Raw genomic sequence first — 23,314 nt, 5'->3', positions numbered from 1 at the left:
GCCGCCCGTGACCGGACGCACCCTGGAGGAGCTCGGCCTCGCCGACGTCCCCCGCGACCATCCGCTGACCTATCCCGGCGCCTGGCCCGCCGGTTCCGCGCTGCTGCACGGCGACCGGATGCTCCCGCTGGAGCGCCTGGTGTACGACGACCGGGTGCCGGTGCTGGCCGTCGGCTCCAACGCCTGCCCCGGCCAGCTCCGGCACAAGATGGCCGGGTCCGGGATCGACTCCGCCGTGCCGATGGTGCGCTCGCGGGTGTCCGGGCTCGACGTGGGCGTCTCGGCGCACGTCAGCCGGCATGGTTATGTCTCCGCCTCTCCTGTCAAGTCACCTGGCGCGTTACGGGAGTTGTTCGTGATCTGGCTGGACCGGCGCCAACTGGCCGTGATCGACGCCGGCGAACCCAACTTCCGGCGCGCCTGGCTGCCCGCCCCGCAGGTGCGGATCGAGCTGCCGGACGGTTCCGGGCTCGCGGGGGCGTACGCGTACGTCAACCGGTACGGCGTGCTCCACGACGGCACCGCACAGCCGCGCCGCGATGCCGGCGACCAGCGGGCCCTGCTCACCGAACTCCTCGTGCGGTCGGCTCCGTTGCGCGAGCTGTTCGGGGTCACGCCGGAGGAGTTCTGCGCGCGGGCACGCCGTGACCCCGGACTGTGTGCGCGGGGCACTCGGCTGTTCGCGGAGCAGAAGTGGGTGACGGAGTCGGGTTTCGAGGCGTACGCCGACGGTCAGCAGACCGGAAGCCCGGGCACGGGCGCGTCGTTGTTCCCGCCCTTGAGGTAGACGTCGCTGACGTACACGCCGGTGTTGCCGCTGTCGTCGTCGGTCTTGGCCCACCACACGTTCGTCCAGCGGCCGTAGGTCTCGCGGCGGCCCAGATTCGCCTGGCAGTAGAAGTAGTTCGTGCCCGCGTTCAGGGTCCCGGCCCGGGTGCCGGAGGCCGTGTAGGAGGTGGCGGTGCGCCAGACCTGGCAGTCGTACCTGCCGCCGCCGGCGGGCCGGCAGGCCGGCGCCGGGCTGGAGGTGTGCTCCGAAGTCGCGGGCGGGGCGGGGCCGGTGGAGGGTTTCTCCGATTCCCTGGCGGAGGCCGAGGCGCGCGAGGACGGCTCGGTGCGGCCGGCGGCGCCCCTGGCCGTCCTGCTGGGCCCGGCGCTCTTCGTGCCGGCCCCGTGCGACTTCTTCGGCCGCGTGGACCAGTCGGTGCCGGCCCGTGTCGCGGCCGCGGCCCGGGAGCGGGACGCGGCCGGCGCCGAGTCGGCCTCCGGCGTCCCCTCTTGGCGCACCAGGCCCACGGCGACCCCGGCCACCGCGAGGACGACGGCGACGGCCCCGGCGGCGAGCAGCGCGCGGCCCTTGCGGCGGGAGGAGCCCGGTGGGGTGCTCATGGGTCCGGTGGGGGCACCGGCCGGGAAAGCGGACACCGGCCCAGTGGGAACACCGGGATCCCCGGCGGAGGACACCACCGAAGCCAGGGACGCACCGGGCGCGGCAACGGGACGGTGAGCGGCGGCCGGAGCACCGGGGCCGTGAGCGGCCGCCGGAGCACCGGGGGCGTACGCGGCGGCGGGAGTCACGGGGCCGTGGGCGGCGGGCGGAGCGCCGGGGGCGTACGCGGCGGCCGGAGCGCCGGGGGCGTACGCGGCGGCGGGACCGGCCGGCCCGGCCGCGCCCGGCTGCGCGGGAACGGTCGCGCCCGGTTGTACGGCAACGGTCGCGTCCGGCTGCACGGGAACCGTCACACCCGACTGAGCCGGAGCCCCCGCGCGCGGCTGACCCGCACCACCCGCGCCCGGCTGAGCGGCACCGCCCGTACCCGGCTGAGCGGCACCGCCCGTACCCGACTGAGCGGCACCGCCCGTACCCGACTGAGCGGCACCGCCCGTACCCGGCGCTGCCGGCCCGAAGCCCGGCGGTGCCTGCAACGGCGCGCCATTTTCCGTCGCTTCCGGTGCCACGGGTGTCGGCGGCGTCGGGCGCAGCGTGGTCGTCGGGACGTCCGGGATCCGTGTCCGGGCCACCTCGGCCAGCGCCTCGCAGGCCTCCTCGGCGTCCGGGCGGGCGTCCGGGCGCTTGTCCATCAGGCGCCGCAGGACCGGTGTCAGGGGTCCCGCGCGGCGGGGTTCGGGCAGGGGCTCGGAGACGATCGCGGTGAGCGTCGAGTAGGTGGACTCGCGGCGGAACGGCGAGGCTCCTTCGACGGCCGCGTACAGCGTGGCGCCCACCGCCCACACGTCGGCGGGCGGACCCGGCTCGGCGCCCTGGGCGCGCTCGGGGGCCAGATAGTCGAGGGAGCCGACGAGTTCGCCGCTGCGGGTGAGGCGGGTGGCGGAGCCGTCGCCGGGGTCGTCCATGGCGGCGATGCCGAAGTCGGTGAGGACGACGCGGCCGGAGCGGTCGAGGAGGATGTTGCCGGGTTTCACGTCCCGGTGCAGGACGCCGGCGCGGTGAGCGGCGGCGAGTGCGTCGGCCACCGCGGCGCCGACGCGCGCGGCCTCGTACGGGTCGAGGGTGCCGCGTTCGCGCAGGACGTCGTCGAGGGAGGGCCCGTCGATCAGTTCCATGACGATCAGCGGGCGGCCGTCGACCTCGGCGACGTCGTGGACCGCGACGACACCGGGGTGGCGGACCCGGGCCGCAGCGCGGGCCTCGCGCTGCATGCGCAGCCTCAGCTCGGACAGCTCCGGTCCGGCCGCGTCGGTGTACGTCCGCAGCTCCTTGACGGCGACCTCGCGGCCGAGGACCTCGTCCACGGCCCGCCAGACCACGCCCATGCCGCCGCGCCCCAGCCGCGCGCCGACGCGGTAGCGCCCGGCCAGCAGCCGGCCGTTTCCCTGTTCCGTGTTCCCGCCCTGCTCAGGTCCGTGCTCCCCCGAAGACACCGCCGCCCCGTTCCTGTCTCGTGCTCTGCCGCGTCCGCCCGGTCGATGCGTGGCGTCCAGCGTACGGGGCGGCGGTGACGGCCCACCGCCCCGGCCGGGGCACTGTGACCGGTCCGCGACCTCTACTGCGCCGAGGCCGTCAGGTCACCGCGCCGGGGCGCCGCGAAGCCCTCCAGGTCGGCGCGGGTCAGGCCGGTGAGGCGGGCGACCTCGGCGATGTCGAGGGCGCCGCAGTCCAGGCCGCGCAGGAGGTAACCGCTGAGGGCCTTGGCCGTCGCGGGCTCGTCCATGACGTCGCCGCCGGCCCGGTTGGCGTACCGGGCGAGGCGGCCGGCGGCCTGCTCGAAGCCCTCCCGGTAGAAGGCGAAGACGGCGGCGTAGCGGGTCGGGATGTGGCCGGGGTGCATGTCCCAGCCCTGGTAGTAGGCGCGGGCGAGGGCGCGCCGGGTGAGGCCGTAGTGCAGCCGCCAGGCGTCGTGGACCTTGGCGGTCGGGCCGACCGGGAGGACGTTGGTCGAGCCGTCCGAGACCCGTACGCCGGTGCCCGCCGCCGCGACCTGCATGACCGCCTTGGCATGGTCGGCGGCCGGGTGGTCGCTGGCCTGGTAGGCGGCGGAGACGCCGAGGCAGGCGCTGTAGTCGAAGGTGCCGTAGTGCAGCCCGGTGGCGCGGCCCTCGGCGGCCTGGATCATCCGGGCGACGGTGGCGGTGCCGTCGGTGCCCAGGATGGACTGGCTGGTCTCGATCTGGATCTCGAAGCCGAGCCGGCCGGCGTCCAGGCCGTGCGCCTTCTCGAAGGCCTCCAGGAGCCGTACGAACGCGGTGACCTGCTCGGGGTACGTCACCTTGGGCAGGGTCAGCACGAGGCCCTCGGGCAGGCCGCCGGCCTCGATCAGGCCGGTGAGGAAGACGTCGAGGGTGCGGATGCCCCGGTCGCGCACCGCGGCCTCCATGCACTTCGTGCGGATGCCCATGTACGGCGCGGCCGTGCCGTTCTCGTACGCCTCGGCGATGAGCCGGGCCGCGCGGGCCGCCGCCTGGTCCTCCTCGGCGTCGGGGCGGGGGCCGTAGCCGTCCTCGAAGTCGACGCGCAGGTCCTCGATCGGCTCCCGCTCGAGCTTGGCGCGGACCCGGGAGTAGACCGGCTCGGCGAGTTCGTCGGCGAGGCCCAGGACCGCGGCGAAGGAGGCGGCGTCCGGGGCGTGTTGGTCGAGGGCGGCGAGGGCCTGGTCGCCCCAGGAGCGGAGGGTGTCGGCGGCGAAGGCGTCACCGGGGACGTAGACGGTGTGCACGGGCTGCCGGGTGCCGGGGTCCCCGGGGTAGCGGCGCTCCAGCTCCGCGTCGACCGGTGCCAGGGAGGCGCTGATCTCCTCGCTGACGGCGCCCGCGAGACTCGTCGCCACCTTCTCCTGCTGACCCATCCCACACCCTCCAATTTTCCGCTCTACGGAATCAACAATCCGTAGAACGAAGTTATCTGGGCGGTTCTCGCTGGTCAACACCCCGTCCATCCGCTGGTCGGCGCCCGGCGGTCGTCACCAGGATGCACCGAGGCCCCGGTGACCGCGTCGGTCACCGGGGCCTCGGACGTGCCGGGTCGGACTCAGCCCTTGCGGGCCTTGACCTCCTCGGTCAGCTGCGGGACGACGTCGAAGAGGTCGCCGACCACGCCGAAGTCGACCAGCTCGAAGATCGGGGCCTCGGCGTCCTTGTTGACGGCCACGATCGTCTTGGAGGTCTGCATGCCGGCGCGGTGCTGGATCGCGCCGGAGATGCCGTTGGCGATGTACAGCTGCGGCGAGACCGACTTGCCGGTCTGGCCGACCTGGTTGGTGTGCGGGTACCAGCCGGCGTCGACGGCGGCACGCGAGGCGCCGACGGCCGCGCCGAGGGAGTCGGCCAGCGCCTCGATGATCGAGAAGTTCTCCGCGCCGTTGACGCCACGGCCGCCGGAGACCACGATCGCGGCCTCGGTCAGCTCCGGGCGGCCGGTGGACTCACGCGGCGTACGGCCGGTGACCTTGGTGCCGGTCGCCTTGTCCGAGAAGGTCACCGACAGGGCCTCAACCGCGCCTGCGGCCGGGGCGGCCTCGACGGCCGCGCTGTTCGGCTTGACCGTGATGACCGGGGTGCCCTTGATGACGCGGGACTTGGTGGTGAAGGACGCGGCGAACACCGACTGGGTGGCCACCGGGCCCTCGTCGCCGGCCTCCAGGTCGACGGCGTCGGTGATGATGCCGGAGCCGATGCGCAGCGCCAGACGGGCGGCGATCTCCTTGCCCTCGGCGGAGGACGGCACCAGCACGGCGGCCGGGGACACGGCCTCGTAGGCGGCCTGCAGGGCGTCCACCTTCGGCACGACCAGGTACTCGGCGTACTCGGAGGCGTCGTGGGTGAGGACGCGGGCCGCGCCGTGCTCGGCGAGGGTGGCGGCGGTGTCGGCGGCGCCCTTGCCCAGGGCGACGGCGACGGGCTCGCCGATGCGGCGGGCCAGGGTCAGCAGCTCCAGGGTGGGCTTGCGGACGGCGCCGTCCACGTGGTCGACGTAGACGAGGACTTCAGCCATGGGATTGCTCTCCTGCGAAAACGAAGTTGAGGGGCGGTCAGCGGGGGCGAGCCCTTAGATGAACTTCTGGCTCGCGAGGAACTCAGCGAGCTGCTTGCCGCCCTCGCCCTCGTCCTTGACGATGGTGCCGGCCGTGCGCGCCGGGCGCTCGTTCGCGGCCTCGACCTTGGTGTACGCGCCCTCGAGACCGACTTCCTCGGCCTCGATGTCCAGGTCGGACAGGTCCCAGGACTGAACCGGCTTCTTCTTGGCCGCCATGATGCCCTTGAAGGACGGGTAGCGGGCCTCGCCCGACTGGTCGGTCACGGAGACGACCGCCGGGAGCCGCGCCTCGAGCTGCTCGGAGGCGGCGTCGCCGTCGCGACGGCCCTTGACGACGCCGTCCTCGACGGAGACCTCGGACAGCAGGGTGACCTGCGGGACGCCGAGGCGCTCGGCCACCAGGGCCGGTACGACGCCCATGGTGCCGTCGGTGGAGGCCATGCCGGAGACGACCAGGTCGAAACCGGCCTTCTCGATCGCCTTGGCCAGCACCAGCGAGGTGCCGATGGCGTCCGTGCCGTGCAGGTCGTCGTCCTCGACGTGGATGGCCTTGTCGGCGCCCATGGACAGCGCCTTGCGCAGCGCGTCCTTGGCGTCCTCGGGGCCGATGGTCAGGACGGTGACCTCGACGTCGTCGTCCGAGTTCTCCGCGATCTGCAGCGCCTGCTCGACCGCGTACTCGTCCAGCTCGGAGAGCAGACCGTCCACGTCGTCGCGGTCGACGGTCAGGTCATCGGCGAAGTGCCGGTCGCCAGTGGCGTCGGGCACGTACTTCACAGTGACAACGATCCTCAAGCTCACGCCGGCTCTCCTACTGCATCGTCATTTCCTGGCTGCCTCTTGCAGGCAGCATAGGCGCCTCAAGCGGCCGATCCCGGTCGGAGCGTCCGCGCGCTCCGACTGAAATATTACTCGTCAGTACACCCAGTTCCTGCCCGCTAAGCAAGCGCTTTGAACTGTGACCTTCGCAACGCAGCGTAACCGGAACTGGACGGCCTCGCAGGGCGCGGGTGGCGTGATCAATCCCGCAGACCGTTGAAGCGCCCCTGGTGGTAGAGGAGCGGCCGGCCGGCGCCGGAGGGGTCGCCCATGACGACCTCGGCGAGCACGATCCGGTGATCGCCGGCGGAGACCCGGGCGACGATGCGGCACACCAGCCAGGCGAGCACGTCGTCGAGCACCGGCACGCCTTCGGGGCCCTCGCGCCAGGCGGTCGGCGCGCCGAAACGGTCGGCGCCGCTGCGGGCGAAGGTGGCGGCCAGCTCGCTCTGGTGCTCGCCGAGTATGTGCACGCCGATGTGGTCCGTCGTGGCTATCGCTGGCCAGCTGGAGGCGCCCGTGCCGATGCCGAAGGAGACGAGCGGGGGCTCGGCGGAGACGGAGGTGAGGGAGGTGGCGGTGAAGCCCACCGGGCCGGATGCGCCACCCGCCGTGATCACCGCCACACCGGCGGCGTGCCGGCGGAAGGTGGAGCGCAACAGGTCGGGAGAGGCGAGCTGAACGGTGCCGAGGTCGGGAGAGGCCGTCATGGAGTTGTCCTTCTGCCGGAGTTCGCGAACTGGGAGCCGGGAGTTCTCAGCAGCCCGGACAAGTGGCGCTCGCGGTGCGGGCGAGGTCGACGTGGACCCGTCCGTAGAGAAGGAGTTCGATCGGCATACGGTCAGGCTGACGATGGATGGTGCGCCCAGTCAAGCACGGTCCGGGATCCGGAAGGCGCCGCCCGGTCTCCTGAGACCCCCTCACACTGCCTCCCCCAGTGCCGCGATGACGTCGGCCTTGCGGGGCTGTCCCGTGGCCCGCCGTACGATCCGCCCGTCGGCGTCGAGCACCAGCACGGTGGGCGTCTTGAGGATTTCCAGTTCGCGTACGAGGCCCAGGTGCGCCTCGGCGTCGATCTCGACGTGGGTCACTCCGGGGACGATGTCCGCGACCTCGCCGAGGACGCGCCGGGTGGCCCGGCAGGGCGCGCAGAAGGCGCTGGAGAACTGGACCAGGGTGGCCCGCTCGCCGAGGTCGCCGCCGAGTTCGGCCGGTCCCAGCCGCCTGCCCTCGTCCCGCCCGCGCACCCGCACTCTCCCGCTCCGCCGCTTGTGCAGCACTCCGGCGGCGCTCGCCACGAGGAGCACCGCCACGCACACCATCAATCCGGTCATCATCTGCACAAGCATTCACGAGACTGCAAAGATTCCCGCCTCCCGGGGGCGTTCCCGTTGCGGAATGCTTGCTTCATGGACATCGACGCGAGAGGGCCGCGCTTCGCGGCGGCCGTGACGACGGCCGTCCTGGCCGCGGCCCTGAGTCTGGAGAACGTGTGGGTGCTGGGCTGGCAGACGCTGGTGTTCGCGCTGGGCGCGGCGGCGGGTGTGCAGCGCTCGCCCTACGGCTGGGCGTTCCGCACGGCCGTACGGCCGCGGCTCGGGCCGCCCAAGGAGTTCGAGGCACCGGAGCCGCCCCGCTTCGCGCAGGCCGTGGGTCTGGTGTTCGCGGGACTCGGCCTGGTCGGGTTCGGCGTCGGGCCCACGTGGCTGGGGCTGGCCGCGACCGGCGCCGCGCTCGCGGCCGCGTTCCTCAACGCCGCGTTCGGCTACTGCCTCGGGTGCGAGATGTTCCTGCTTCTGAAGAGGGCCACGGTACGGACGGAGTAAAGGGGATTTAAAGATCCGAAGGGGGATGTAGGCCGACGTGACGAGGATCTCGCCGCCGCGGGGCACCAGGACTGGCTACCCGTCCGTTCTTCGGGCACGATCTGCGAGACGCCGTAAACCTACGGCCGCGTAACTTCCCCGCCGGGAGCCCCCCTTTCCCGAGCAGAGCAGAAAGGGTCCACCCCGCCCATGGCAGAGCTGGTCTACCGTCCCGTCATCGGTTTCGCCAAGACGCTGTTCAAGGTCTGGGACCTGAAGATCGACTGTCAGGGGTCGGAGAACATCCCGCGCTCGGGCGGCGCCGTGCTGGTGAGCAATCACATCAGCTACCTGGACTTCGTCTTCAACGGCCTGGCGGCCCTGCCGCAGAAGCGCCTGGTGCGCTTCATGGCGAAGGAGTCCGTCTTCCGCCACAGGATCTCCGGCCCGCTGATGCGCGGCATGCGGCACATTCCGGTCGACCGCGAGCAGGGCGAGACCGCTTACGAGCACGCGCTGGACTCGCTGCGGTCCGGTGAGATCGTCGGGGTCTTCCCGGAGGCCACCATCTCGCAGTCGTTCACGCTGAAGAGCTTCAAGTCGGGCGCGGCCCGGCTCGCCCAGGACGCCGGCGTGCCGCTGATCCCGATGGCGGTGTGGGGCACCCAGCGGCTGTGGACCAAGGGGCAGCCGCGCAACTTCAAGCGCAGCCACCTGCCCGTCACCATCCGTGTCGGCGAGGCGGTCGAGGCACCCCGCGACCAGTACGCGGGCGCCATCACACGCCGGCTGCGCGAGCGCGTCCAGGAACTGCTGGACGCCGCACAGCGCGCCTACCCCGGCCGCCCCAAGGGCCTGGAGGACACCTGGTGGCTGCCGGCCCACCTGGGCGGCACGGCGCCGACGGTGGAGCAACTGCGGGCGGCCGAAGCGCGCTAGCCTGCGGTGCTTTGGCCGGTGGGCTTGGGGACCGCGACGGGCTGCCGGGGCCAACACGACGGTTCCGCGAAGCCAACGTGCGCTGCAATCCCCAAGGGGCCCGGGGAACTGCGCGACCAGCCCCCACCGGCGGGCAGCCGAGGATGCGGCACTGGTGAAAGGTGACGTTGGTGCGCACCGCCTGCGACGGCGCGCTCCCCTCCGGTCCGGTGCGCGAACTCGCTGCCGACGGCGATCGCTTCACCAAGGAGAAGTCGCCGTCGCACCCCCGGCTCGGTGATTACGGCTGCGGCGGGCCGGCCGCGCAGGATGCCGGTGAGCGCTCACGTCGGCTATGCCGCCGCCCGCACGAGTCACGCCGTGTACGAGTCTGCCGTCTCCCTCGTCAACTCCGCCTCTGCGCATCTGGGTTGCGGGGCCGGGCCGCTGGCGATGCCGAAGGGCGACGCCGCACTGCCGGATTCCGGCAAGGGGCAGCGGTCGCCCGCCGGCCCCCCGGCACCGGTCTCCCCCTGCCCGGCGAAGCCCCGCGCACCCCCGGCACCAGTCTCTGCCTGCCCGGCGTAAGTCCCGCGCACCCCCGGCACCGGTCTCTCGCGGACCGCGGGGACCGGTCTCCGACTGCCCGGCAAAGCCCCGCGGACCCCCGGGCACCGGCCTCCCGCCCACAAGCGAAGTCCCGTGGGCCCCCGGCACCGGCCTCCCCCTGCCCGGCACAGCCCCGCGCACCCCGGCACCCGCCTCCCGCCGACCGGCGAAGTTCCGCTCGGGTGCGCCGGAATGGCCGTCCCGCCCAGCGGACTCCTGCTGCCGAGCGCCCGCCCCTTCCTGATCGGAAGCGCCCACGCCCTCCTGGTCCGACGCGCCCGCCCCTTCCCGTTCCGCGGCGCCCACGCCTTCCCAATCCGAACCGGCCGGTTCCCCGCAGCAGGCGCCGTCCCCGTCCTCGCCCGGCGCGGCGGACGGCGCCGAAGCCGGCGTGTTCTTCGTGCCGTTGGTGCCGCCTTGCGCTGCTCCCCCGTTGGTCATGGCGGGGAGATTGGCGAGTGCTTCGCGCCGGCGTCGGGCGGGATGCTCGGTGCTCAGAGGGCGTCGGGCAGGGTCTTCCACAGATGCGGCCGGTCCGGGGACGCCTTCAGCGCGTCGAGGACGACCGGGTGTGGTTCGGCGTACAGCACCGGGTAGTCCAGCTCACCGGCCGCGGGGTCGGGGATCCAGGCCAGCCGCTCGCCGTCCAGGGAGAACTGGGCGTCCACGCCGGGCTTGTTGCCGCGCGGGTCCTGCCGGTGCCAGGCGCCGTGGAAGCGGACGGCGACCAGACCGTGCACGGCGTGGCCGCCCGCGTCGTCGGTCAGCCGCTGATAGCACAGGGCCGTCGGGATGTCCTCGGCGCGTAGCAGCGCGGCCAGGGCGTGCGCCTTGGCGTAGCAGATGCCGGTGCCCAGGGCGAGCACGTCGGAGGCGCGCCAGGTGACGCGCAGGTCACCGGAGTCCCGGGAGTGCGGGATGGTGTCCCGGACGAATTCGTAGGCGGCCTGCGCATAGGCATACGAGTCGGCCGCTCCGGCAGCCAGCCTGGCGGCGGTGTCCCGGACCACGGGATGGTGATGGTCGATGGCCTCGTCCGCAGCCAGGTACGCGGACAGATCGGCGGTGTTCTGGATCAGCTCCATGCCTGCCGAGCATAGGAAAGCGATCACTCGAAGGTCAATGACTTTTCGAGTGATCGCATACCTATGCACTACTGAGGACTACCGGGCCATCTCCTCCTTGAGCGCTGCCACGAAGGTGTCGACGTCCTCCTCGGTGGTGTCGAAGGAGCACATCCAGCGCACCACCCCGGCGGCCTCGTCCCAGAAGTAGAACCGGAAGCGCTTCTGCAGGCGCTCGGTCACGTCGTGCGGAAGCCTGGCGAAGACGCCGTTGGCCTGCACCGGGTAGAGGATCTCCACGCCGTGCACCGCGCGCACCCCCTCGGCGAGGCGCTGGGCCATCTCGTTGGCGTGCCGGGCGTTGCGCAGCCAGAGGTCCCTGGCCAGCAGCGCCTCCAGCTGCACCGAGACGAAGCGCATCTTGGAGGCCAGCTGCATCGACATCTTCCGCAGGTGCTTCATCTGCCGCACCGCGTCCTGGTTGATCACCACGACAGCCTCGCCGAAGACGGCGCCGTTCTTGGTCCCGCCCAGCGAGAGGATGTCGACGCCGACCGCGTTGGTGAACGTCCGCAGGGGCACGTCCAGCGAGGCGGCCGCGTTGGCTATCCGGGAGCCGTCCAGGTGCACCCGCATGCCGTGCGCGTGGGCGTGCTCGCAGATCGCGCGGATCTCGTCCGGCGTGTAGAGGGTGCCCAGCTCGGTGCTCTGGGTGATCGAGACCACCTGCGGCATGGCGCGGTGCTCGTCCTCCCAGCCGTACGCCTGCCGGTCGATCAGCTCGGGTGTGAGCTTGCCGTCCGGCGTGGGCACGGTGAGCAGCTTCAGGCCGCCCATGCGCTCGGGCGCGCCGCCCTCGTCCACGTTGATGTGGGCGCTCTCGGCGCAGATCACCGCGCCCCAGCGGTCGGTGACCGCCTGGAGCGCGACGACGTTCGCGCCGGTGCCGTTGAAGACCGGGAAGGCCTCCGCGGTGGCCCCGAAGTGGCTGCGGATGATCCGCTGGAGGTTCTCGGTGTAGTCGTCCTCGCCGTAGGCCACCTGGTGGCCGCCGTTGGCGAGGGCCAGGGCGGCCAGCACCTCCGGGTGTGCCCCGGCGTAGTTGTCACTGGCGAAACCGCGGACCTGCGGGTCGTGATGGCGACGCGCGTCGGTCTTCGGAGGGTTCACGGCTTCTCGGTCAGCCACAGACGGTTTCCGTTCACTTCCGCGGCGGGCCTGCTCCAGACGTCCTCGATCTCCTTGGCGAGGTCCTTGACGTCCGTGAAGCCCGCGAACTTCGCGTTGGGGCGTTCGGCGCGCATCGCGTCGTGCACCAGCGCCTTCACCACCAGGATGGCAGCAGCCGAGCGCGAACCGGCCTCGCCCCCCGCCTTGCGGAAGCCGTCGGCCATGGCCAGCGTCCACGCCTCGGCGGCGGCCTTGGCCGCGGAGTACGCCGCGTTGCCCGCCGTGGGCTTCGAGGCGCCGGCGGCGCTGATCAGCAGATAGCGGCCGCGGTCGCTGCGCTGCAGGCCGTCGAAGAAGGCGAGGGAGGTGTGCTGGACGGTGCGGACCAGCAGCTTCTCCAGCAGGTCCCAGTCGGCGAGGTCGGTCTCGGTGAAGGTCGCGCTGCCGCGCCAGCCGCCGACCAGGTGGACCAGACCGTCGATCCGGCCGTGGTCCTTCTCGATGCGGTCGGCCCAGGCCCGGGTGTCGGCCAGGTCGAGCAGGTCGACCGTCTCCCCGGTGACCGTGGCCCCGCCGCGGGCGTAGCGGGCCGCGTCCACGGCCTCCGCCAGGCGCTCGGGGTTGTTGTCGGCGCCGACGACGACCGCGCCGGCCTCCGCGAGCCGGACCAGGGTCGCGTGCCCCGCGGGTCCGCCCGCACCGGCCACCGCGATCACCGCACCGCTGAGAGACCCGTTGTTCGCCACGTTGTTCCCCTCTGAAGCAGTGTTCTTCGAAGCAGTGTTCTCGTCGCTGCGGTCGCTCACGCGGCGATCCGCTCGGCGCTGTCCGCCGTGATGCCCTTGGTGGAGGCGATCACATTCTTCAGCTTCTTGGACAGGGCCTCGTAGAACATGCTCAGCGGAAACTCGTCCGGAAGCACGTCGTCCACGAGCTTGCGCGGCGGCTGGGTCAGGTCCAGGGCGTCGGGGCCCTTGGCCCACTTGGAGCCCGGGTGCGGGGCGAGGTAGGTGGCGACCAGCTCGTATCCGGCGAACCAGTGCACCAGCTTCGGGCGGTCGATGCCGTCCTTGTAGAGCTTCTCGATCTCGGCGCAGAGCTGGTTGGTGACCTGCGGGGCGCGCTCCCAGTCGATGGAGAGCTTGTTGTCGGTCCAGCGGACGACGTCGTGCTTGTGCAGGTAGGCGAAGAGCAGCTGGCCGCCGAGGCCGTCGTAGTTGCGGTTGCGGTCGCCGGTGACCGGGAAGCGGAACATCCGGTCGAAGAGCACCGCGTACTGCACGTCACGGGCCTGCGGGACGCCGTCCGCCTGGAGCTTGACGGCCTCCTTGAAGGCGGTGAGGTCGCAGCGCAGCTCCTCCAGGCCGTACATCCAGAACGGCTGGCGCTGCTTGATCATGAACGGGTCGAAGGGCAGGTCGCCGTGGCTGTGGGTGCGGTCGTGGACCATGTCCCACAGGACGAAGGCCTCTTCGCAGCGCTTCTGGTCGTGGACCATCGCGGCGATGTCCTCGGGCAGGTCGAGGCCCAGGATGTCGACGGCGGCCGCGGTGACCCGGCGGAAGCGGGCGGCCTCGCGGTCGCAGAAGATGCCACCCCAGGAGAAACGTTCCGGTGCCTCACGCACGGCGATGGTCTCCGGGAACAGCACCGCGGAGTTGGTGTCATAGCCGGAGGTGAAGTCCTCGAAGGTGATGCCGCAGAACAGCGGGTTGTCGTAGCGGGTGCGCTCCAGCTCGGCCAGCCAGTCCGGCCAGACCATGCGCAGCACGACCGCCTCCAGGTTGCGGTCCGGGTTGCCGTTCTGCGTGTACATCGGGAAGACGACCAGATGCTGCAGGCCGTCCACGCGGTTCGCGGCGGGCTGGAAGGCCAGCAGGGAGTCCAGGAAGTCCGGGACCTGGAAGCCTCCCTCGGCCCAGCGGTGCAGGTCCTTCACCAGGGCGCGGTGGTAGGCCTCGTCGTGCGGGAGCAGCGGGGACAGCTGCTCGACCGCCTCGACGACACGCCGTACGGCCCCCTCCGCTTCGGCCTTGTCCGGGGCGCCCTCGGCGTCGAAGTCGATCGATCCGTCCTTGGACTGCCATGGCCGGATCCGCTCCACGGCATCCTTGAGCACGGGCCAGGCCGGGTGCTCAACCACCCTGGTCGACGAAGGAATCCGTCCCTCCGTACCCGCCTGCACAAGAATTTCCGTCATGACCCATCCTCCACGGGAGAAGCTCGCGTAGGGACACCGTATGCATACCCCGATTCAGCCAGCAAGAGGCAGATCGGGAAATTATTCTGTCAAGCCCCTTGGTCACCGACGTTTTTCCTGCCGTAAACCGTGACGACGCTCACTTCGGTCGAGTGGCCGGGTTCCCGGAGCCGTAGGGGTCCGGTCGGCCACGGGTGCGGGGACGCGCCCACTCGAGGGTGACGGCAGGGGCGCATACCGGCCAGTCGACGGCCGCCACGCACCCGTATGCCTCGTGCACGTGCGGGTTCATCGCAGGGCCCGGCCGTTAGGCTGCGACTCTGCCCGCGCGGACGACGGCGTCCGCCCGTTCCGCGCGGCCGAGCCGCCGTCGACGGAACGGAGTCGAACCTTGAACTTCCTTACCATCGGTCACCGCGGGGTCATGGGTGTCGAGCCCGAGAACACCCTTCGTTCCTTCGTCGCCGCGCAGGACGCCGGCCTCGACCTGATCGAACTCGATCTGCACCTGAGCAAGGACGGCGCCCTGGTCGTCATGCACGACGCCGAGGTGGACCGCACGACCGACGGCACCGGGCCGATCGCCGACAAGACCCTGGCCGAGCTGCGCTCCCTGGACGCGGGCCGCGGCGAGCGGGTCCCGGTGTTCGAGGAGGTGCTGGAGGCGGTGCGCACGCCGCTGCAGGCCGAGATCAAGGACGTGGCGGCGGCCCGCGCGCTCGCGGCGGTGATGCACGAGCGCGATCTGGTCGGGCGCGTGGAGGTGTCGTCGTTCCACGACGACGCGATCGCCGAGATCGCCCGGCTGGTGCCGGGCGTGCGCACGGCGCTGATCGCCAGCCGCTACGGCACGGACGTGGTGGAGCGCGCGGTCGCCGTGGGCGCGGCGACCGTCTGCCTCAACATCCGCCGGCTCACCCTGGAGATCGTCGAGCACGCGCGCAGGTCCGGGCTGCGGATCATCGGCTGGGTCGTCAACACCCAGGATCATCTGCGCCTGGTGCGCGCGCTGGAGCTGGACGGCGCGACGACCGACTTCCCGGAGATCAAGCGCACGGGGCGCTTCACGGCGTGACGGTCACCCGAGCTTCTTGACCAGCAGCTCGAACTGCAGGTCGTCGCGCTGCGGGATGCCGAAGCGCTCGTCGCCGTACGGGAAGGGCGACATCTTTCCCGTACGGCGGTAGCCGCGCCGCTCGTACCAGGCGATCAGGTCGTCCCGTACGGAGATCACCGTCATGTGCATCTCGGTGACGCCCCAGTCCTCGCGGGCCTGGCGCTCGGCCTGCGCCATGACCGTCTTGCCCAGGCCCGCGCCCTGCAGCCCGGGACGGACCGCGAACATGCCGAAGTAGGCGTGGTCACCGCGGTGTTCCAGCTGGCAGCAGGCGATGATCTCGCCGTCCTGCTCCACGGTCATCAGCCGGCTCTGGGGCGACTTGATCACCTCCAGCACGCCCTCGGGATCCGTCCGCCGCCCCTGGAGGATGTCCGCCTCGGTGGTCCATCCGGCCCGGCTGGAGTCGCCGCGGTAGGCGGACTCGATCAGCGCGACCAGCGCGTCGACGTCGGCGTCGGTGGCGTCGCGGAAGGTGGGGCCGGCGGCGGGGGTCTGCATGGGGGCTCTCTCTCCGATCTCGGGCGTGGCTCAGCCAGGGTCGAGGGTAACCCTGCCACTAGGCTCCACCCGCATGGTGCATGTACTCAGCAGCCGGACGCTGCTCACCCCCACCGACCCCGAGCGCTCCCGGGTCTTCTACGGCGATCAGCTGGGCCTGTCCGTCTACCGCGAGTTCGGCACGGGGCCGGAGCGCGGGACGGTCTACTTCCTCGGCGGCGGCTTCCTGGAGGTCTCCGGCAGGTCCGGCACCCCGCAGTCCCCCGCGGTCCGGCTCTGGCTCCAGGTCGAGGACGTCACGGCCGCGCACGAGGAGCTGCGGGCCAAGGGCGTCGAGATCGTCCGGCCGCCGGTGAAGGAGCCGTGGGGTCTTGTCGAGATGTGGATCGCCGACCCGGACGGCATCCGCATCGCCCTGGTGGAGGTCCCCAAGGACCATCCGATGCGCTACCGCCCGGGCATCTAGCGCCGCACCCCCCGGGTCCGGCGGCCGTCCCGCCCGGGCGGCGCGGGACGCGCGGCTGACGACGCGTGGTGACAGTGCCGGACGGTCAGGCGCGCAGGGCCTCCATACGGCCCTCCAGGCGGCTCAGCAACTCGGCCAGCAGACCGGCGAGTTCGCTCTGCCCCTGCGGGGCCAGGACGGACAGCACCGCCGTCTCGTAGGCGAGTTGCTCCGGGAGGATGCCGTCGACCAGGTCGCGGCCGGCGTCGGTGAGGCGGACGTGGGCCACACGCCGGTCGCGGGTGTCGCCGCGCCGCTCGACGAGCCCGCGTTCGGTCAGCTGCTTCAGCCGCTTGGTGACGGCGGCTCCGGAGGAGAAGGTCTCGCGGGCCAGTTCACCGGGGGTCAGTTCGTGCCCGGTGCGGCGCAGCGCGCCCAGCAGATCGAACTCGGGACGGCTGAGCCCGGCGCGGCGCAGCGGCGCGTCCTCGGCCTGCTGGAGCAGCGCGGCGCACCGGTTGATCCGGCCGATGACCTCCATGGGCCCGGTGTCCAGCTGGGGGTGCACGGCGCGCCACTGCCGGACGACGGCGGCGACGGTGTCGCCGTCGCGCCGCGCCCCGGCGCCGGCCGCGGCCTGGTCCCTCCCCGGCTGCGCGCCCCCGGGTCGCGGGCCGGCGAGCCGTCCGTGGTCGCGCGCCCGGTCGGCGCCGGGCGTGTCGTCCGCCGGCGCGTGTCCGCCGTTCGTCCCCGTCATGGCCGTACGTCCTCCGTCGCTCTGCCGTCCTGGTCCCGCTGCGGCACCAACCCCTGGCGTCGTACCGTCGCCGCGAGCGTACGGTGTCCGGACTGCTCGGCGAGAACGACCCGCTCCTCGGGCAGGGCGCGCTGCCACCACTCGCCGGAGGCGGCGTCGGCCGTGGCGCGCAGGTCGGCGAGGGCGGCGGCGAGGGCGCGCCGGGCGGCTTCCAGGGCGTGCGGCGCCGGGTGCGGCTCGGCCAGCAGCCGGGCGGCGTCCTCGCGGGCGCGTTCCGCCGTGGCCAGCGCGTGTCCGAGGCGGTCGCCGGCGCGCCGGTTGGTGACGGCGACGGCCGCGACGAAACCGACCAGCGCCCCGACGAGGGTGTCCATGACCCGCTCGGTCATCAGCTCGGCCGGGTTCTGGGCGCGGGCGAACTCGGTGATGAGCAGGGCCATCGGGGTCACGCAGACGCTGCCGAGCCAGTAGTTGCGGCCCATCAGCGCCTCCGCGCCGAAGTTGAGCGCGAGGGCGGACAGCACCAGCGCCACCGGGGGGACATGGGCGAGGGGGGCGAGAGCGGCGAAGACCAGCACGCCGACGACGTTGCCGACCACCCGCTGGACGGCCCGGCTCCAGGTGAGGGTGACGTTGGCCTGGTAGAGGGAGGCCGCGGTGACCAGTGCCCAGTACGGCCGGCCGACCCCGAGGGCGAGGGAGGCGTAACCGGCGAGGGCGCAGCCGACCGCGGTGCGGACCGCGATCGGGGCGAGAGGGGCCAGCCGGTGGCGCAACGGCCGGCGCGGCAGGGCGAGTTCGGTGTCCACGCCGAGGAGTTCGTCCGCGGACCCGCGCGGGGACGCCACGCGCGGGATCCGGCCGGTTCCGAGCAGCTCCCGGGCCCAGGCACGCAGCCGTACGGGGTCGGCGTCGGCGGGCGCGGCGAGGGCGACCTCGGCGCGGACGAGGAGGCGTTCGAGGGCGCGCCGGTTGCGGTCCGGGCGGGCGCCGGCGGCGAGCAGCGACTGCCAGGCGGCGTGGATCGCGGCGGCGCTCGCGGCGCGGGCCCGGCCGTGGCCGTCGGCGGTGCCGCGGGTGTCGGCGTACGCGGCGGCGGCGTTCAGGGCCTGGGCGGTGGCGCGGCGCTCCGGGCCGTGCGGGCGCAGCAGCCCCGGCGCCATGCCGACCAGCCAGGCCCAGGCGCCGGCGGCCAGGGCCAGCCCGGCGTGCCCTGGCACCTGGCCGAGGGTCTGGGGCGCGAACAGCGAGGCGGAGCTGATGAAGGTCAGCACCACGTTCCCGGGCGGGCCGAGCCGGGTGGCGTCGCTGACGGTCTTCTGCACGGCCGCCAGCACGGCGCCCACGGTGACGAGGACCACCGCGCTGTGCGTCAGGGACGCGGCGAGCAGGGAGACCGTGAGGCCGCCGACCATGCCGAGCACCACCCAGGCCAGAACGCGGGCGCGGGCGGCGTAGGGCCGGCTGTGGCCGTAGAGCGCGCACAGCGACCCGGCCATCGTGTACATCGCGAGGTCGAGGCGTCCGAGCGCCAGCAGGATCAGGTTGGCCGGTGCGACCGCGGCGACCACGCTCAGCGCGGGCTTGAACCAGATGTCGGAGGGCCGCCCGAGGCGGAGCACTCCGGCGAGGGGAAGTCGGTGGGGGCTGGCACTGCTCATACATTCAATTTAGCAGGTGTTTTACTCGTAAAATTCCTGCAGCCTACGTCGCCCGGCTGTCCGCTCACCTCGTGTGCTCCGCCGAATGCTCCCCGTGTACACCCTTGCGCTCGCGTGCGCTCCACATGAGGTGGGCATCGCATCCTTCGACCGACCGTCGAACGGGGAGGTGCGCGTGCCCGGACCGGTGTCGGCAGCGTGGCTGCTGGTCGCCCTGTGCGCGGCGACGGGGGCGTACTGCCTGCTGCGGATGCGCAGCGGCGTCGAGGAACAGCGCCGGGCCGCGGGCGGCGAGGCGCTGATGGGCTTCGGCATGGCGGTGATGGCCGTACCGGCGGCGGTGTTCACGCCGCCGAGGTGGGCGTGGCCGCTCTACGCGGCCGTGTTCGGCGCGGCGGCGCTGCGCGCACTGTGGGCCGCGCGCGCCGCGCCGCACCATCTGCACCACCTGGTGGGCGCGGCGGCCATGGTCTACATGTCGGTGGCGATGGCGGCGGCCCCGCCCGGCGCGCACCATGCGCACGGCGGCTCAGGGATGCCGTTGCTGACCGGCGCGCTGCTGCTGTACTTCGCCGGGTACGTGCTGCTCACCGGCGCCCGACTGGTCCCGGCGGCCGGTCCTGGGCGGGCGCCCGGTGCGGTGCCGGCGCCCGGTCCGGGGGCGGCGGTCGGCCCGGGGGCGGCGGTCGGCCCGGGGGCGGCGGTTGGTCCCGGTGCGGCGGTCGACCCAAGGACGGCGGTCGGTCCGGGGACGGCGGTCGGGGCGGGGGCCGCGGTCGGGGCGGGGCCGGCGGTCGGTCCGGGTGGAAGGCCGCTCGGCTGGGGAGACCGGCCGGAGCTGGCCCGCGCCTGCCGGTTGTCGATGGGGATCGGCATGGTGGCGATGCTGCTCACCATGTGACCGGACGAAGGTGAGCGGGTCATGTCAGCGGGCCGGATAGGGTCGGGCGCATGACTGCCGTGTTGTTCGACTTCTCCGGGACGCTGTTCCGCATCGAGTCCACCGAGTCCTGGCTGCGGGCGGTACTGGCCGAGACGGGACATACGCTGCCGGAGCCCGAACTGAAGGTCAAGGCACGGGACTTGGAGACGGCCGGTGCGCTGCCGGGCGGTGCGTCACCGGTGGAGGTGCCGGCCGACCTGGCCGGGCTCTGGGCGGTGCGGGACGAGAGCGCGGAGCTCCACCGGGCCGCCTACACGGGCCTGTCCCGGCGGGTGCCGCTGCCCGACCCCGGGCTGCACGACGCGCTGTACGAGCGGCACAAGATCCCGGCCGCCTGGGCGCCCTACCCGGACGCCGAGGAGGTGCTGCGCACCCTGCGCGAGCGCGGGATCGGCGTGGGCGTGGTCAGCAACATCGGCTGGGACCTGCGCCCGGTGTTCCGCGAGCACGGGCTCGACCGGTACGTGGACGCGTACGTGCTGTCGTACGAGCACGGCGTGCAGAAGCCGGATCCGCGGCTGTTCTCGGTCGCCTGCGCGGCGCTCGGCGCCGATCCGCGCGACACGGTGATGGTGGGCGACAGCAAGGAGGCGGACGGCGGGGCGGTCGCGCTCGGCTGCCGGGTGCACTTCGTCGACCACCTGCCGGTGACGGAGCGCCCGGACGCGCTGCTGCCGGTGCTGGACCTGGTGAGCTGAGGCTCATCCATCGCCCACCGCGCACGGCCCATCGCCCGTGAGCCGTCAGCCGCCCGCCTGAGACGATCCCCCGCGTCGCCCCAGACGGACGGCAGCCCTGGACAGGGCCCGCACATGGCGGTGCCCACCGCGTTGAGTATAGTTGGCTGGCAGCCAGTCAACGCAGGAGTTACAGGATGTCCCCGCGCAGCGCCTCGGTCAATGAAGAGTTGCGGCGGCGTTCCCGGGAGCGGCTGTTGCAGGCCGCCGTGGAGCTGGTCGACGAGCACGGGTTCGAGGCCACCACGCTGGGCGACATCGCGGACCGCGCCGGTTCGGCGCGCGGACTGGTGTCGTACTACTTCCCCGGCAAGCGCCAGTTGGTGCAGTCCGCCGTGCACCGGCTGATGCACCGCACGCTGGAGGAGGCGCTGGAGCGGGAGCCGCGCACCGACGACGGCCGGGAGCGCCTGGCGCGGGCCATCGACGCGATCCTGGGCCTGGCCCGCGACCGTCCGGTGCTGATGCGCCAGCACATGGCGGGGCTGCTGCAGGCGGAGGGCTTCGTGCAGTGCCCTGAGCAGCGCCGGCTGTCGGAGCTGCTCAGCGACACGGTCGCCCGGTACGGCTCGCAGGACGTCGCCGCCGACTATCCGATGCTGCGGGCCCTGTTGATGGGAGCGGTGTACGCCGCGCTGGTGCCGGGGGTGCCGATGCCCGTTCCGGCGCTGCGGGCCGAGCTGTTCCAGCGGTACGGGCTCGACCGGGAGTCGGGGCTGCCGCCGGAGCAGGAGACGTGCGAGGAGGCCCGGAAGCGGGATCTGTCCCGGTTCTTCGCCACGGAGGAGCGCCCGAGCAGCCCCTGAGGAGCGTCCGGGCCCGCCACGGAGACCATCCGCGTCAGTCGCGGCGCACGTGACGGGGCGTCAGGAACCCGGCGTCCCGGGCCTGGGCGATCAGCCTGAGGGAGCGCCGGCGACTGCGTCCGGTCGCGTTCATCACGGCGAGCACCGGGTCGACGCCCGCCTCCTGCGCGGCGCGGTACTCCTGTGCGACCAGCCGGCTGCCCTCGACGCCGCGCAACCGGACCGGCCGGGCGTGCTGCGGTCCCGCGCACAGCACGTCGTCCTCCGCGCCCTCCCCCGCCTCTGCGGCCACGTCGCCGGCCTCCGGTCCGCCCCCGTCCTCCGGCAGCTCGTCGCCGTCCCCGCCACCCTCCCCGTCCTCCTCTCCCTCGCCGTCCCCGTCGTACGACCCCTCCGCCGCGCGGGGCTCCGGCCGCTGCACTCCGCACGACTCGAACAGCGGGCCCTCGATCCAGTCCCCGAGCACCGCGAGGTCGGCGAGGGACAGGGCCGGCTCGGCCCGCACGTCCTCGATGGACACGCGTCCGTCGTGCAGCACGGCCAGGGCGTCGACGCGCGCGCCGTCCGGGAAGGCCAGTCGTACCTGGAACCAGGACGTCTCGTCGCCGCGCTCCTGCTCGTCGCCGTGCTGCCGCACCTTCCACGCGGGCCACACGGAGACCGCGCCGTCCGCCGCGTTCCGGTCGGAAAGATGAAGAAAGGACGCTTCTGGCACACACGCAACGTAATCGCGTGATCACCCTCCAAACGAAGGGACACGCGTCGGCGTCACCCCGCCGGACCCTGCCGTGACGGGCCGGGGGATGCGATGCTGGAGCCGTTCGCACACTTTCTCCTTCCCCTTCGGCCGAGGAGTCCCGCTGTGCTGCGTATCGCCGTCGTCGGCTCGGGACCGAGCGGGTGCTACACCGCCCAGATGCTGGTCCAGCTGGATCCCGAGGTCTGCGTGGACGTCCTGGACCGGCTGCCGTGCCCGTACGGCCTGGTCCGGTACGGCGTCGCGCCGGACCACGAGAAGATCAAGTCGCTGCAGGGCAGCCTGAGGTCGGTGCTGGAGCACGAGCGGGTGCGGTTCCTCGGCGGGGTCCGGGTGGGCGGCCCCGGCGGGCTGCCGGTGGAGCGGCTGCGGGAGCTGTACCACGCGGTGGTGTACTGCGTGGGCGCCGCCACCGACCGGCACCTCGGGATTCCGGGCGAGGAGCTGCCGGGCAGCTGGTCGGCGACCGACTTCGTGGCCTGGTACAGCGCGCACCCGGACGCGGCCGACGCCGGCTTTCTGCGCGGGGTGCGGTCGGCCGTCGTCATCGGTGTGGGCAATGTGGCGGTGGACGTCACGCGGATGCTGGTGCGGGGCGCGGAGGAGCTGCGGCCGACGGACATTCCGCAGGGGGCGCTGGACGCCCTGGCGGCGAGCGGGGTCACCGAGGTGCAGATGGTGGGCCGGCGCGGCCCCGCCCAGGCCCGCTTCACCACCAAGGAACTGCGCGAGCTGGGCGGGCTGCCCGGCACCGAGGTCACCGTCGATCCGGGCGACCTGGCGCTGGATCCGGTGGATCCCGCGGTGCTGCCCACCGTGCAGCGGCGCAATCTGGAGGTGCTGCGCGGCTGGGCCGGCCGGCCCTCGTCCGGTGCCGCCCGCCGTATCCGCCTGCGGTTCTTCCTGCGCCCGGTGGAACTGCTCGCCGAGGCGGGCCGGGTCGGCGGGGTGCGTTTCGAGCGGACGGCGCCGGACGGCCGGGGCGGGGTGACGGGCACGGGCCGGTTCGAGGAGGTGCCCGCCCAGTTGGTGCTGCGCTCGGTGGGCTATCGCGGGGTGCCGCTGGACGGGCTGCCGTTCGACGCGCCGAGCGGCACGGTGCCGAACGCGGCCGGGCGTGTCGTACGCGACGGCGTGCCCTCCCCCGGGGAGTACGTCGCCGGCTGGATCAAGCGCGGCCCGACCGGTGTCATCGGCACCAACCGGCCCTGCGCCAAGGAGACGGCGGCCTCCCTGCTGGCGGACGCTCCCGCGCTGATGCGCCGGCACGTGCCCGAGGACCCGGTGGCGGCGCTGCGGGCGGCCGGGATCGAACCGGTGCCGTGGGTGGGGTGGCTGGCGATCGAGCGGGCCGAGGCCGAGCTGGGCGCACGGCTGGGGCGGAGCGTGGTGAAGCTGGCCGACTGGGACGCGCTGCTCAGGGCGGCCGGGTCGCGGTAGCCCCGGTGGCCAGGGATTCCTCCGCTGCCGGGCGGGCATGACACACACCGGCAACAGTCCGGAAATCAACAAAC

General features: G+C 72.9%; 24 protein-coding genes. 9 read left to right on the top strand and 15 right to left on the bottom strand.

Features of this window, described 5'->3' with window-relative positions:
- The first annotated feature begins 7 nt into the window (after positions 1 to 7).
- Positions 8 to 787, top strand: coding sequence for a hypothetical protein (locus AB0950_RS10435; protein ID WP_366778297.1), 780 nt, complete (start codon positions 8 to 10; stop codon positions 785 to 787).
- Here the strand turns inward: AB0950_RS10435 and AB0950_RS10430 are convergent.
- The 7 genes from AB0950_RS10430 to AB0950_RS10400 form a co-directional block, all read right to left on the bottom strand.
- A complete protein-coding gene (locus tag AB0950_RS10430) occupies positions 733 to 2,883 on the bottom strand; it encodes a protein kinase (RefSeq protein WP_366778296.1) in 2,151 nt (716 codons plus the stop codon). The genes AB0950_RS10435 and AB0950_RS10430 overlap by 55 nt on opposite strands.
- A 122-nt stretch (positions 2,884 to 3,005) precedes the next feature.
- Positions 3,006 to 4,304: an aldolase gene (locus tag AB0950_RS10425; RefSeq protein WP_366778295.1), complete on the bottom strand. Its 1,299-nt coding sequence runs from the start codon at positions 4,302 to 4,304 to the stop codon at positions 3,006 to 3,008.
- Between the two features lie 182 nt (positions 4,305 to 4,486).
- Positions 4,487 to 5,449, bottom strand: a complete 963-nt coding sequence (locus AB0950_RS10420) for an electron transfer flavoprotein subunit alpha/FixB family protein (protein ID WP_360146386.1) — start codon at positions 5,447 to 5,449, stop codon at positions 4,487 to 4,489.
- A 54-nt stretch (positions 5,450 to 5,503) separates the two neighbouring features.
- The gene (locus AB0950_RS10415; protein ID WP_360146389.1) at positions 5,504 to 6,292 is read right to left on the bottom strand and encodes an electron transfer flavoprotein subunit beta/FixA family protein; all 789 of its coding nucleotides are present in this window, start codon (positions 6,290 to 6,292) and stop codon (positions 5,504 to 5,506) included.
- 218 nt (positions 6,293 to 6,510) lie between these two features.
- Positions 6,511 to 7,020 carry a flavin reductase family protein gene (locus AB0950_RS10410; RefSeq protein WP_360146392.1) on the bottom strand — a complete coding sequence of 170 codons (510 nt, stop codon included), beginning with the start codon at positions 7,018 to 7,020 and terminating at the stop codon, positions 6,511 to 6,513.
- 46 nt (positions 7,021 to 7,066) lie between these two features.
- A complete protein-coding gene (locus AB0950_RS10405; protein ID WP_360147166.1) occupies positions 7,067 to 7,147 on the bottom strand; it encodes a putative leader peptide in 81 nt (26 codons plus the stop codon).
- Positions 7,148 to 7,230: 83 nt separating this feature from the next.
- Positions 7,231 to 7,644 carry a thioredoxin family protein gene (locus AB0950_RS10400; RefSeq protein ID WP_366778432.1) on the bottom strand — a complete coding sequence of 138 codons (414 nt, stop codon included), beginning with the start codon at positions 7,642 to 7,644 and terminating at the stop codon, positions 7,231 to 7,233.
- A gap of 75 nt (positions 7,645 to 7,719) precedes the next feature.
- Between AB0950_RS10400 and AB0950_RS10395 the strand changes: the two genes are divergently transcribed.
- Together AB0950_RS10395 and AB0950_RS10390 are read left to right on the top strand one after the other, a co-directional pair.
- Complete coding sequence (locus AB0950_RS10395; RefSeq protein ID WP_360146395.1) at positions 7,720 to 8,136, top strand: DUF4395 domain-containing protein; 417 nt, start codon at positions 7,720 to 7,722, stop codon at positions 8,134 to 8,136.
- Between the two features lie 189 nt (positions 8,137 to 8,325).
- The gene (locus AB0950_RS10390; protein ID WP_366778294.1) at positions 8,326 to 9,054 is read left to right on the top strand and encodes a lysophospholipid acyltransferase family protein; all 729 of its coding nucleotides are present in this window, start codon (positions 8,326 to 8,328) and stop codon (positions 9,052 to 9,054) included.
- Between the two features lie 1,082 nt (positions 9,055 to 10,136).
- Here AB0950_RS10390 and AB0950_RS10385 read toward each other — a convergent pair.
- From AB0950_RS10385 to AB0950_RS10370, 4 genes are all read right to left on the bottom strand, one after another.
- A complete protein-coding gene (locus tag AB0950_RS10385; protein ID WP_366778293.1) occupies positions 10,137 to 10,727 on the bottom strand; it encodes a transglutaminase domain-containing protein in 591 nt (196 codons plus the stop codon).
- 78 nt (positions 10,728 to 10,805) lie between these two features.
- On the bottom strand, positions 10,806 to 11,876 hold the full coding sequence (locus AB0950_RS10380; protein WP_360146404.1) for a low specificity L-threonine aldolase: 1,071 nt from the start codon (positions 11,874 to 11,876) through the stop codon (positions 10,806 to 10,808).
- Positions 11,873 to 12,622, bottom strand: a complete 750-nt coding sequence (locus AB0950_RS10375; protein ID WP_366778292.1) for an SDR family oxidoreductase — start codon at positions 12,620 to 12,622, stop codon at positions 11,873 to 11,875. Before AB0950_RS10375 ends, AB0950_RS10380 begins: the two co-directional genes overlap by 4 nt.
- A 56-nt stretch (positions 12,623 to 12,678) precedes the next feature.
- Positions 12,679 to 14,076 (bottom strand): DUF6421 family protein, encoded by a 1,398-nt coding sequence (locus tag AB0950_RS10370; RefSeq protein WP_366778291.1) that lies wholly within the window; start codon positions 14,074 to 14,076, stop codon positions 12,679 to 12,681.
- 391 nt (positions 14,077 to 14,467) lie between these two features.
- Here AB0950_RS10370 and AB0950_RS10365 point away from each other — a divergent pair, with 391 nt between their 5' ends.
- On the top strand, positions 14,468 to 15,151 hold the full coding sequence (locus AB0950_RS10365; protein WP_360146413.1) for a glycerophosphodiester phosphodiesterase family protein: 684 nt from the start codon (positions 14,468 to 14,470) through the stop codon (positions 15,149 to 15,151).
- 3 nt (positions 15,152 to 15,154) lie between these two features.
- On the opposite strand, the gene AB0950_RS10360 is transcribed toward AB0950_RS10365, so the two are convergent.
- On the bottom strand, positions 15,155 to 15,694 hold the full coding sequence (locus tag AB0950_RS10360; protein WP_360146416.1) for a GNAT family N-acetyltransferase: 540 nt from the start codon (positions 15,692 to 15,694) through the stop codon (positions 15,155 to 15,157).
- A 73-nt stretch (positions 15,695 to 15,767) separates the two neighbouring features.
- Between AB0950_RS10360 and AB0950_RS10355 the strand changes: the two genes are divergently transcribed.
- Positions 15,768 to 16,160, top strand: a complete 393-nt coding sequence (locus AB0950_RS10355; protein ID WP_360146419.1) for a VOC family protein — start codon at positions 15,768 to 15,770, stop codon at positions 16,158 to 16,160.
- Positions 16,161 to 16,245: 85 nt separating this feature from the next.
- On the opposite strand, the gene AB0950_RS10350 is transcribed toward AB0950_RS10355, so the two are convergent.
- Both AB0950_RS10350 and AB0950_RS10345 read right to left on the bottom strand, forming a co-directional pair.
- Positions 16,246 to 16,896, bottom strand: coding sequence for a MarR family transcriptional regulator (locus AB0950_RS10350; RefSeq protein WP_366778290.1), 651 nt, complete (start codon positions 16,894 to 16,896; stop codon positions 16,246 to 16,248).
- Positions 16,893 to 18,557 (bottom strand): FUSC family protein, encoded by a 1,665-nt coding sequence (locus AB0950_RS10345; RefSeq protein WP_366778289.1) that lies wholly within the window; start codon positions 18,555 to 18,557, stop codon positions 16,893 to 16,895. The genes AB0950_RS10350 and AB0950_RS10345 overlap by 4 nt, the downstream gene beginning before the upstream one ends.
- A 175-nt stretch (positions 18,558 to 18,732) precedes the next feature.
- Between AB0950_RS10345 and AB0950_RS10340 the strand changes: the two genes are divergently transcribed.
- The 3 genes from AB0950_RS10340 to AB0950_RS10330 all read left to right on the top strand — a co-directional run bounded on the left by AB0950_RS10340 (position 18,733) and on the right by AB0950_RS10330 (position 21,043).
- Positions 18,733 to 19,458 carry a DUF5134 domain-containing protein gene (locus tag AB0950_RS10340; protein ID WP_366778288.1) on the top strand — a complete coding sequence of 242 codons (726 nt, stop codon included), beginning with the start codon at positions 18,733 to 18,735 and terminating at the stop codon, positions 19,456 to 19,458.
- 50 nt (positions 19,459 to 19,508) lie between these two features.
- Positions 19,509 to 20,198: an HAD-IA family hydrolase gene (locus AB0950_RS10335; RefSeq protein WP_366778287.1), complete on the top strand. Its 690-nt coding sequence runs from the start codon at positions 19,509 to 19,511 to the stop codon at positions 20,196 to 20,198.
- A gap of 176 nt (positions 20,199 to 20,374) precedes the next feature.
- The gene (locus AB0950_RS10330; protein WP_360146434.1) at positions 20,375 to 21,043 is read left to right on the top strand and encodes a helix-turn-helix domain-containing protein; all 669 of its coding nucleotides are present in this window, start codon (positions 20,375 to 20,377) and stop codon (positions 21,041 to 21,043) included.
- Between the two features lie 34 nt (positions 21,044 to 21,077).
- On the opposite strand, the gene AB0950_RS10325 is transcribed toward AB0950_RS10330, so the two are convergent.
- Positions 21,078 to 21,698: a DUF6214 family protein gene (locus AB0950_RS10325; RefSeq protein WP_360575031.1), complete on the bottom strand. Its 621-nt coding sequence runs from the start codon at positions 21,696 to 21,698 to the stop codon at positions 21,078 to 21,080.
- Positions 21,699 to 21,905: 207 nt separating this feature from the next.
- Between AB0950_RS10325 and AB0950_RS10320 the strand changes: the two genes are divergently transcribed.
- On the top strand, positions 21,906 to 23,240 hold the full coding sequence (locus AB0950_RS10320; RefSeq protein ID WP_360146440.1) for an FAD-dependent oxidoreductase: 1,335 nt from the start codon (positions 21,906 to 21,908) through the stop codon (positions 23,238 to 23,240).
- The last annotated feature ends 74 nt before the right edge of the window (positions 23,241 to 23,314 follow it).

The sequence above is a fragment of the Streptomyces sp. NPDC007189 genome (assembly GCF_040703635.1).
In the GTDB taxonomy this organism is placed as follows: domain Bacteria; phylum Actinomycetota; class Actinomycetes; order Streptomycetales; family Streptomycetaceae; genus Streptomyces.
This window is presented reverse-complemented; position numbering and strand designations above follow the sequence as displayed.

Coding starts and splice junctions, on each gene's coding strand:
- AB0950_RS10385 (WP_366778293.1), bottom strand. CDS start 10,727: ATGGAGCTGATCCAGAACACCGCCGATCTGTCCGCGTACCTGGCTGCG.
- AB0950_RS10420 (WP_360146386.1), bottom strand. CDS start 5,449: ATGGCTGAAGTCCTCGTCTACGTCGACCACGTGGACGGCGCCGTCCGC.
- AB0950_RS10390 (WP_366778294.1), top strand. CDS start 8,326: ATGGCAGAGCTGGTCTACCGTCCCGTCATCGGTTTCGCCAAGACGCTG.
- AB0950_RS10400 (WP_366778432.1), bottom strand. CDS start 7,644: ATGACCGGATTGATGGTGTGCGTGGCGGTGCTCCTCGTGGCGAGCGCC.
- AB0950_RS10410 (WP_360146392.1), bottom strand. CDS start 7,020: ATGACGGCCTCTCCCGACCTCGGCACCGTTCAGCTCGCCTCTCCCGAC.
- AB0950_RS10350 (WP_366778290.1), bottom strand. CDS start 16,896: ATGACGGGGACGAACGGCGGACACGCGCCGGCGGACGACACGCCCGGC.
- AB0950_RS10345 (WP_366778289.1), bottom strand. CDS start 18,557: ATGAGCAGTGCCAGCCCCCACCGACTTCCCCTCGCCGGAGTGCTCCGC.
- AB0950_RS10335 (WP_366778287.1), top strand. CDS start 19,509: ATGACTGCCGTGTTGTTCGACTTCTCCGGGACGCTGTTCCGCATCGAG.
- AB0950_RS10360 (WP_360146416.1), bottom strand. CDS start 15,694: ATGCAGACCCCCGCCGCCGGCCCCACCTTCCGCGACGCCACCGACGCC.
- AB0950_RS10330 (WP_360146434.1), top strand. CDS start 20,375: ATGTCCCCGCGCAGCGCCTCGGTCAATGAAGAGTTGCGGCGGCGTTCC.
- AB0950_RS10370 (WP_366778291.1), bottom strand. CDS start 14,076: ATGACGGAAATTCTTGTGCAGGCGGGTACGGAGGGACGGATTCCTTCG.
- AB0950_RS10395 (WP_360146395.1), top strand. CDS start 7,720: ATGGACATCGACGCGAGAGGGCCGCGCTTCGCGGCGGCCGTGACGACG.
- AB0950_RS10405 (WP_360147166.1), bottom strand. CDS start 7,147: ATGCCGATCGAACTCCTTCTCTACGGACGGGTCCACGTCGACCTCGCC.
- AB0950_RS10355 (WP_360146419.1), top strand. CDS start 15,768: ATGGTGCATGTACTCAGCAGCCGGACGCTGCTCACCCCCACCGACCCC.
- AB0950_RS10425 (WP_366778295.1), bottom strand. CDS start 4,304: ATGGGTCAGCAGGAGAAGGTGGCGACGAGTCTCGCGGGCGCCGTCAGC.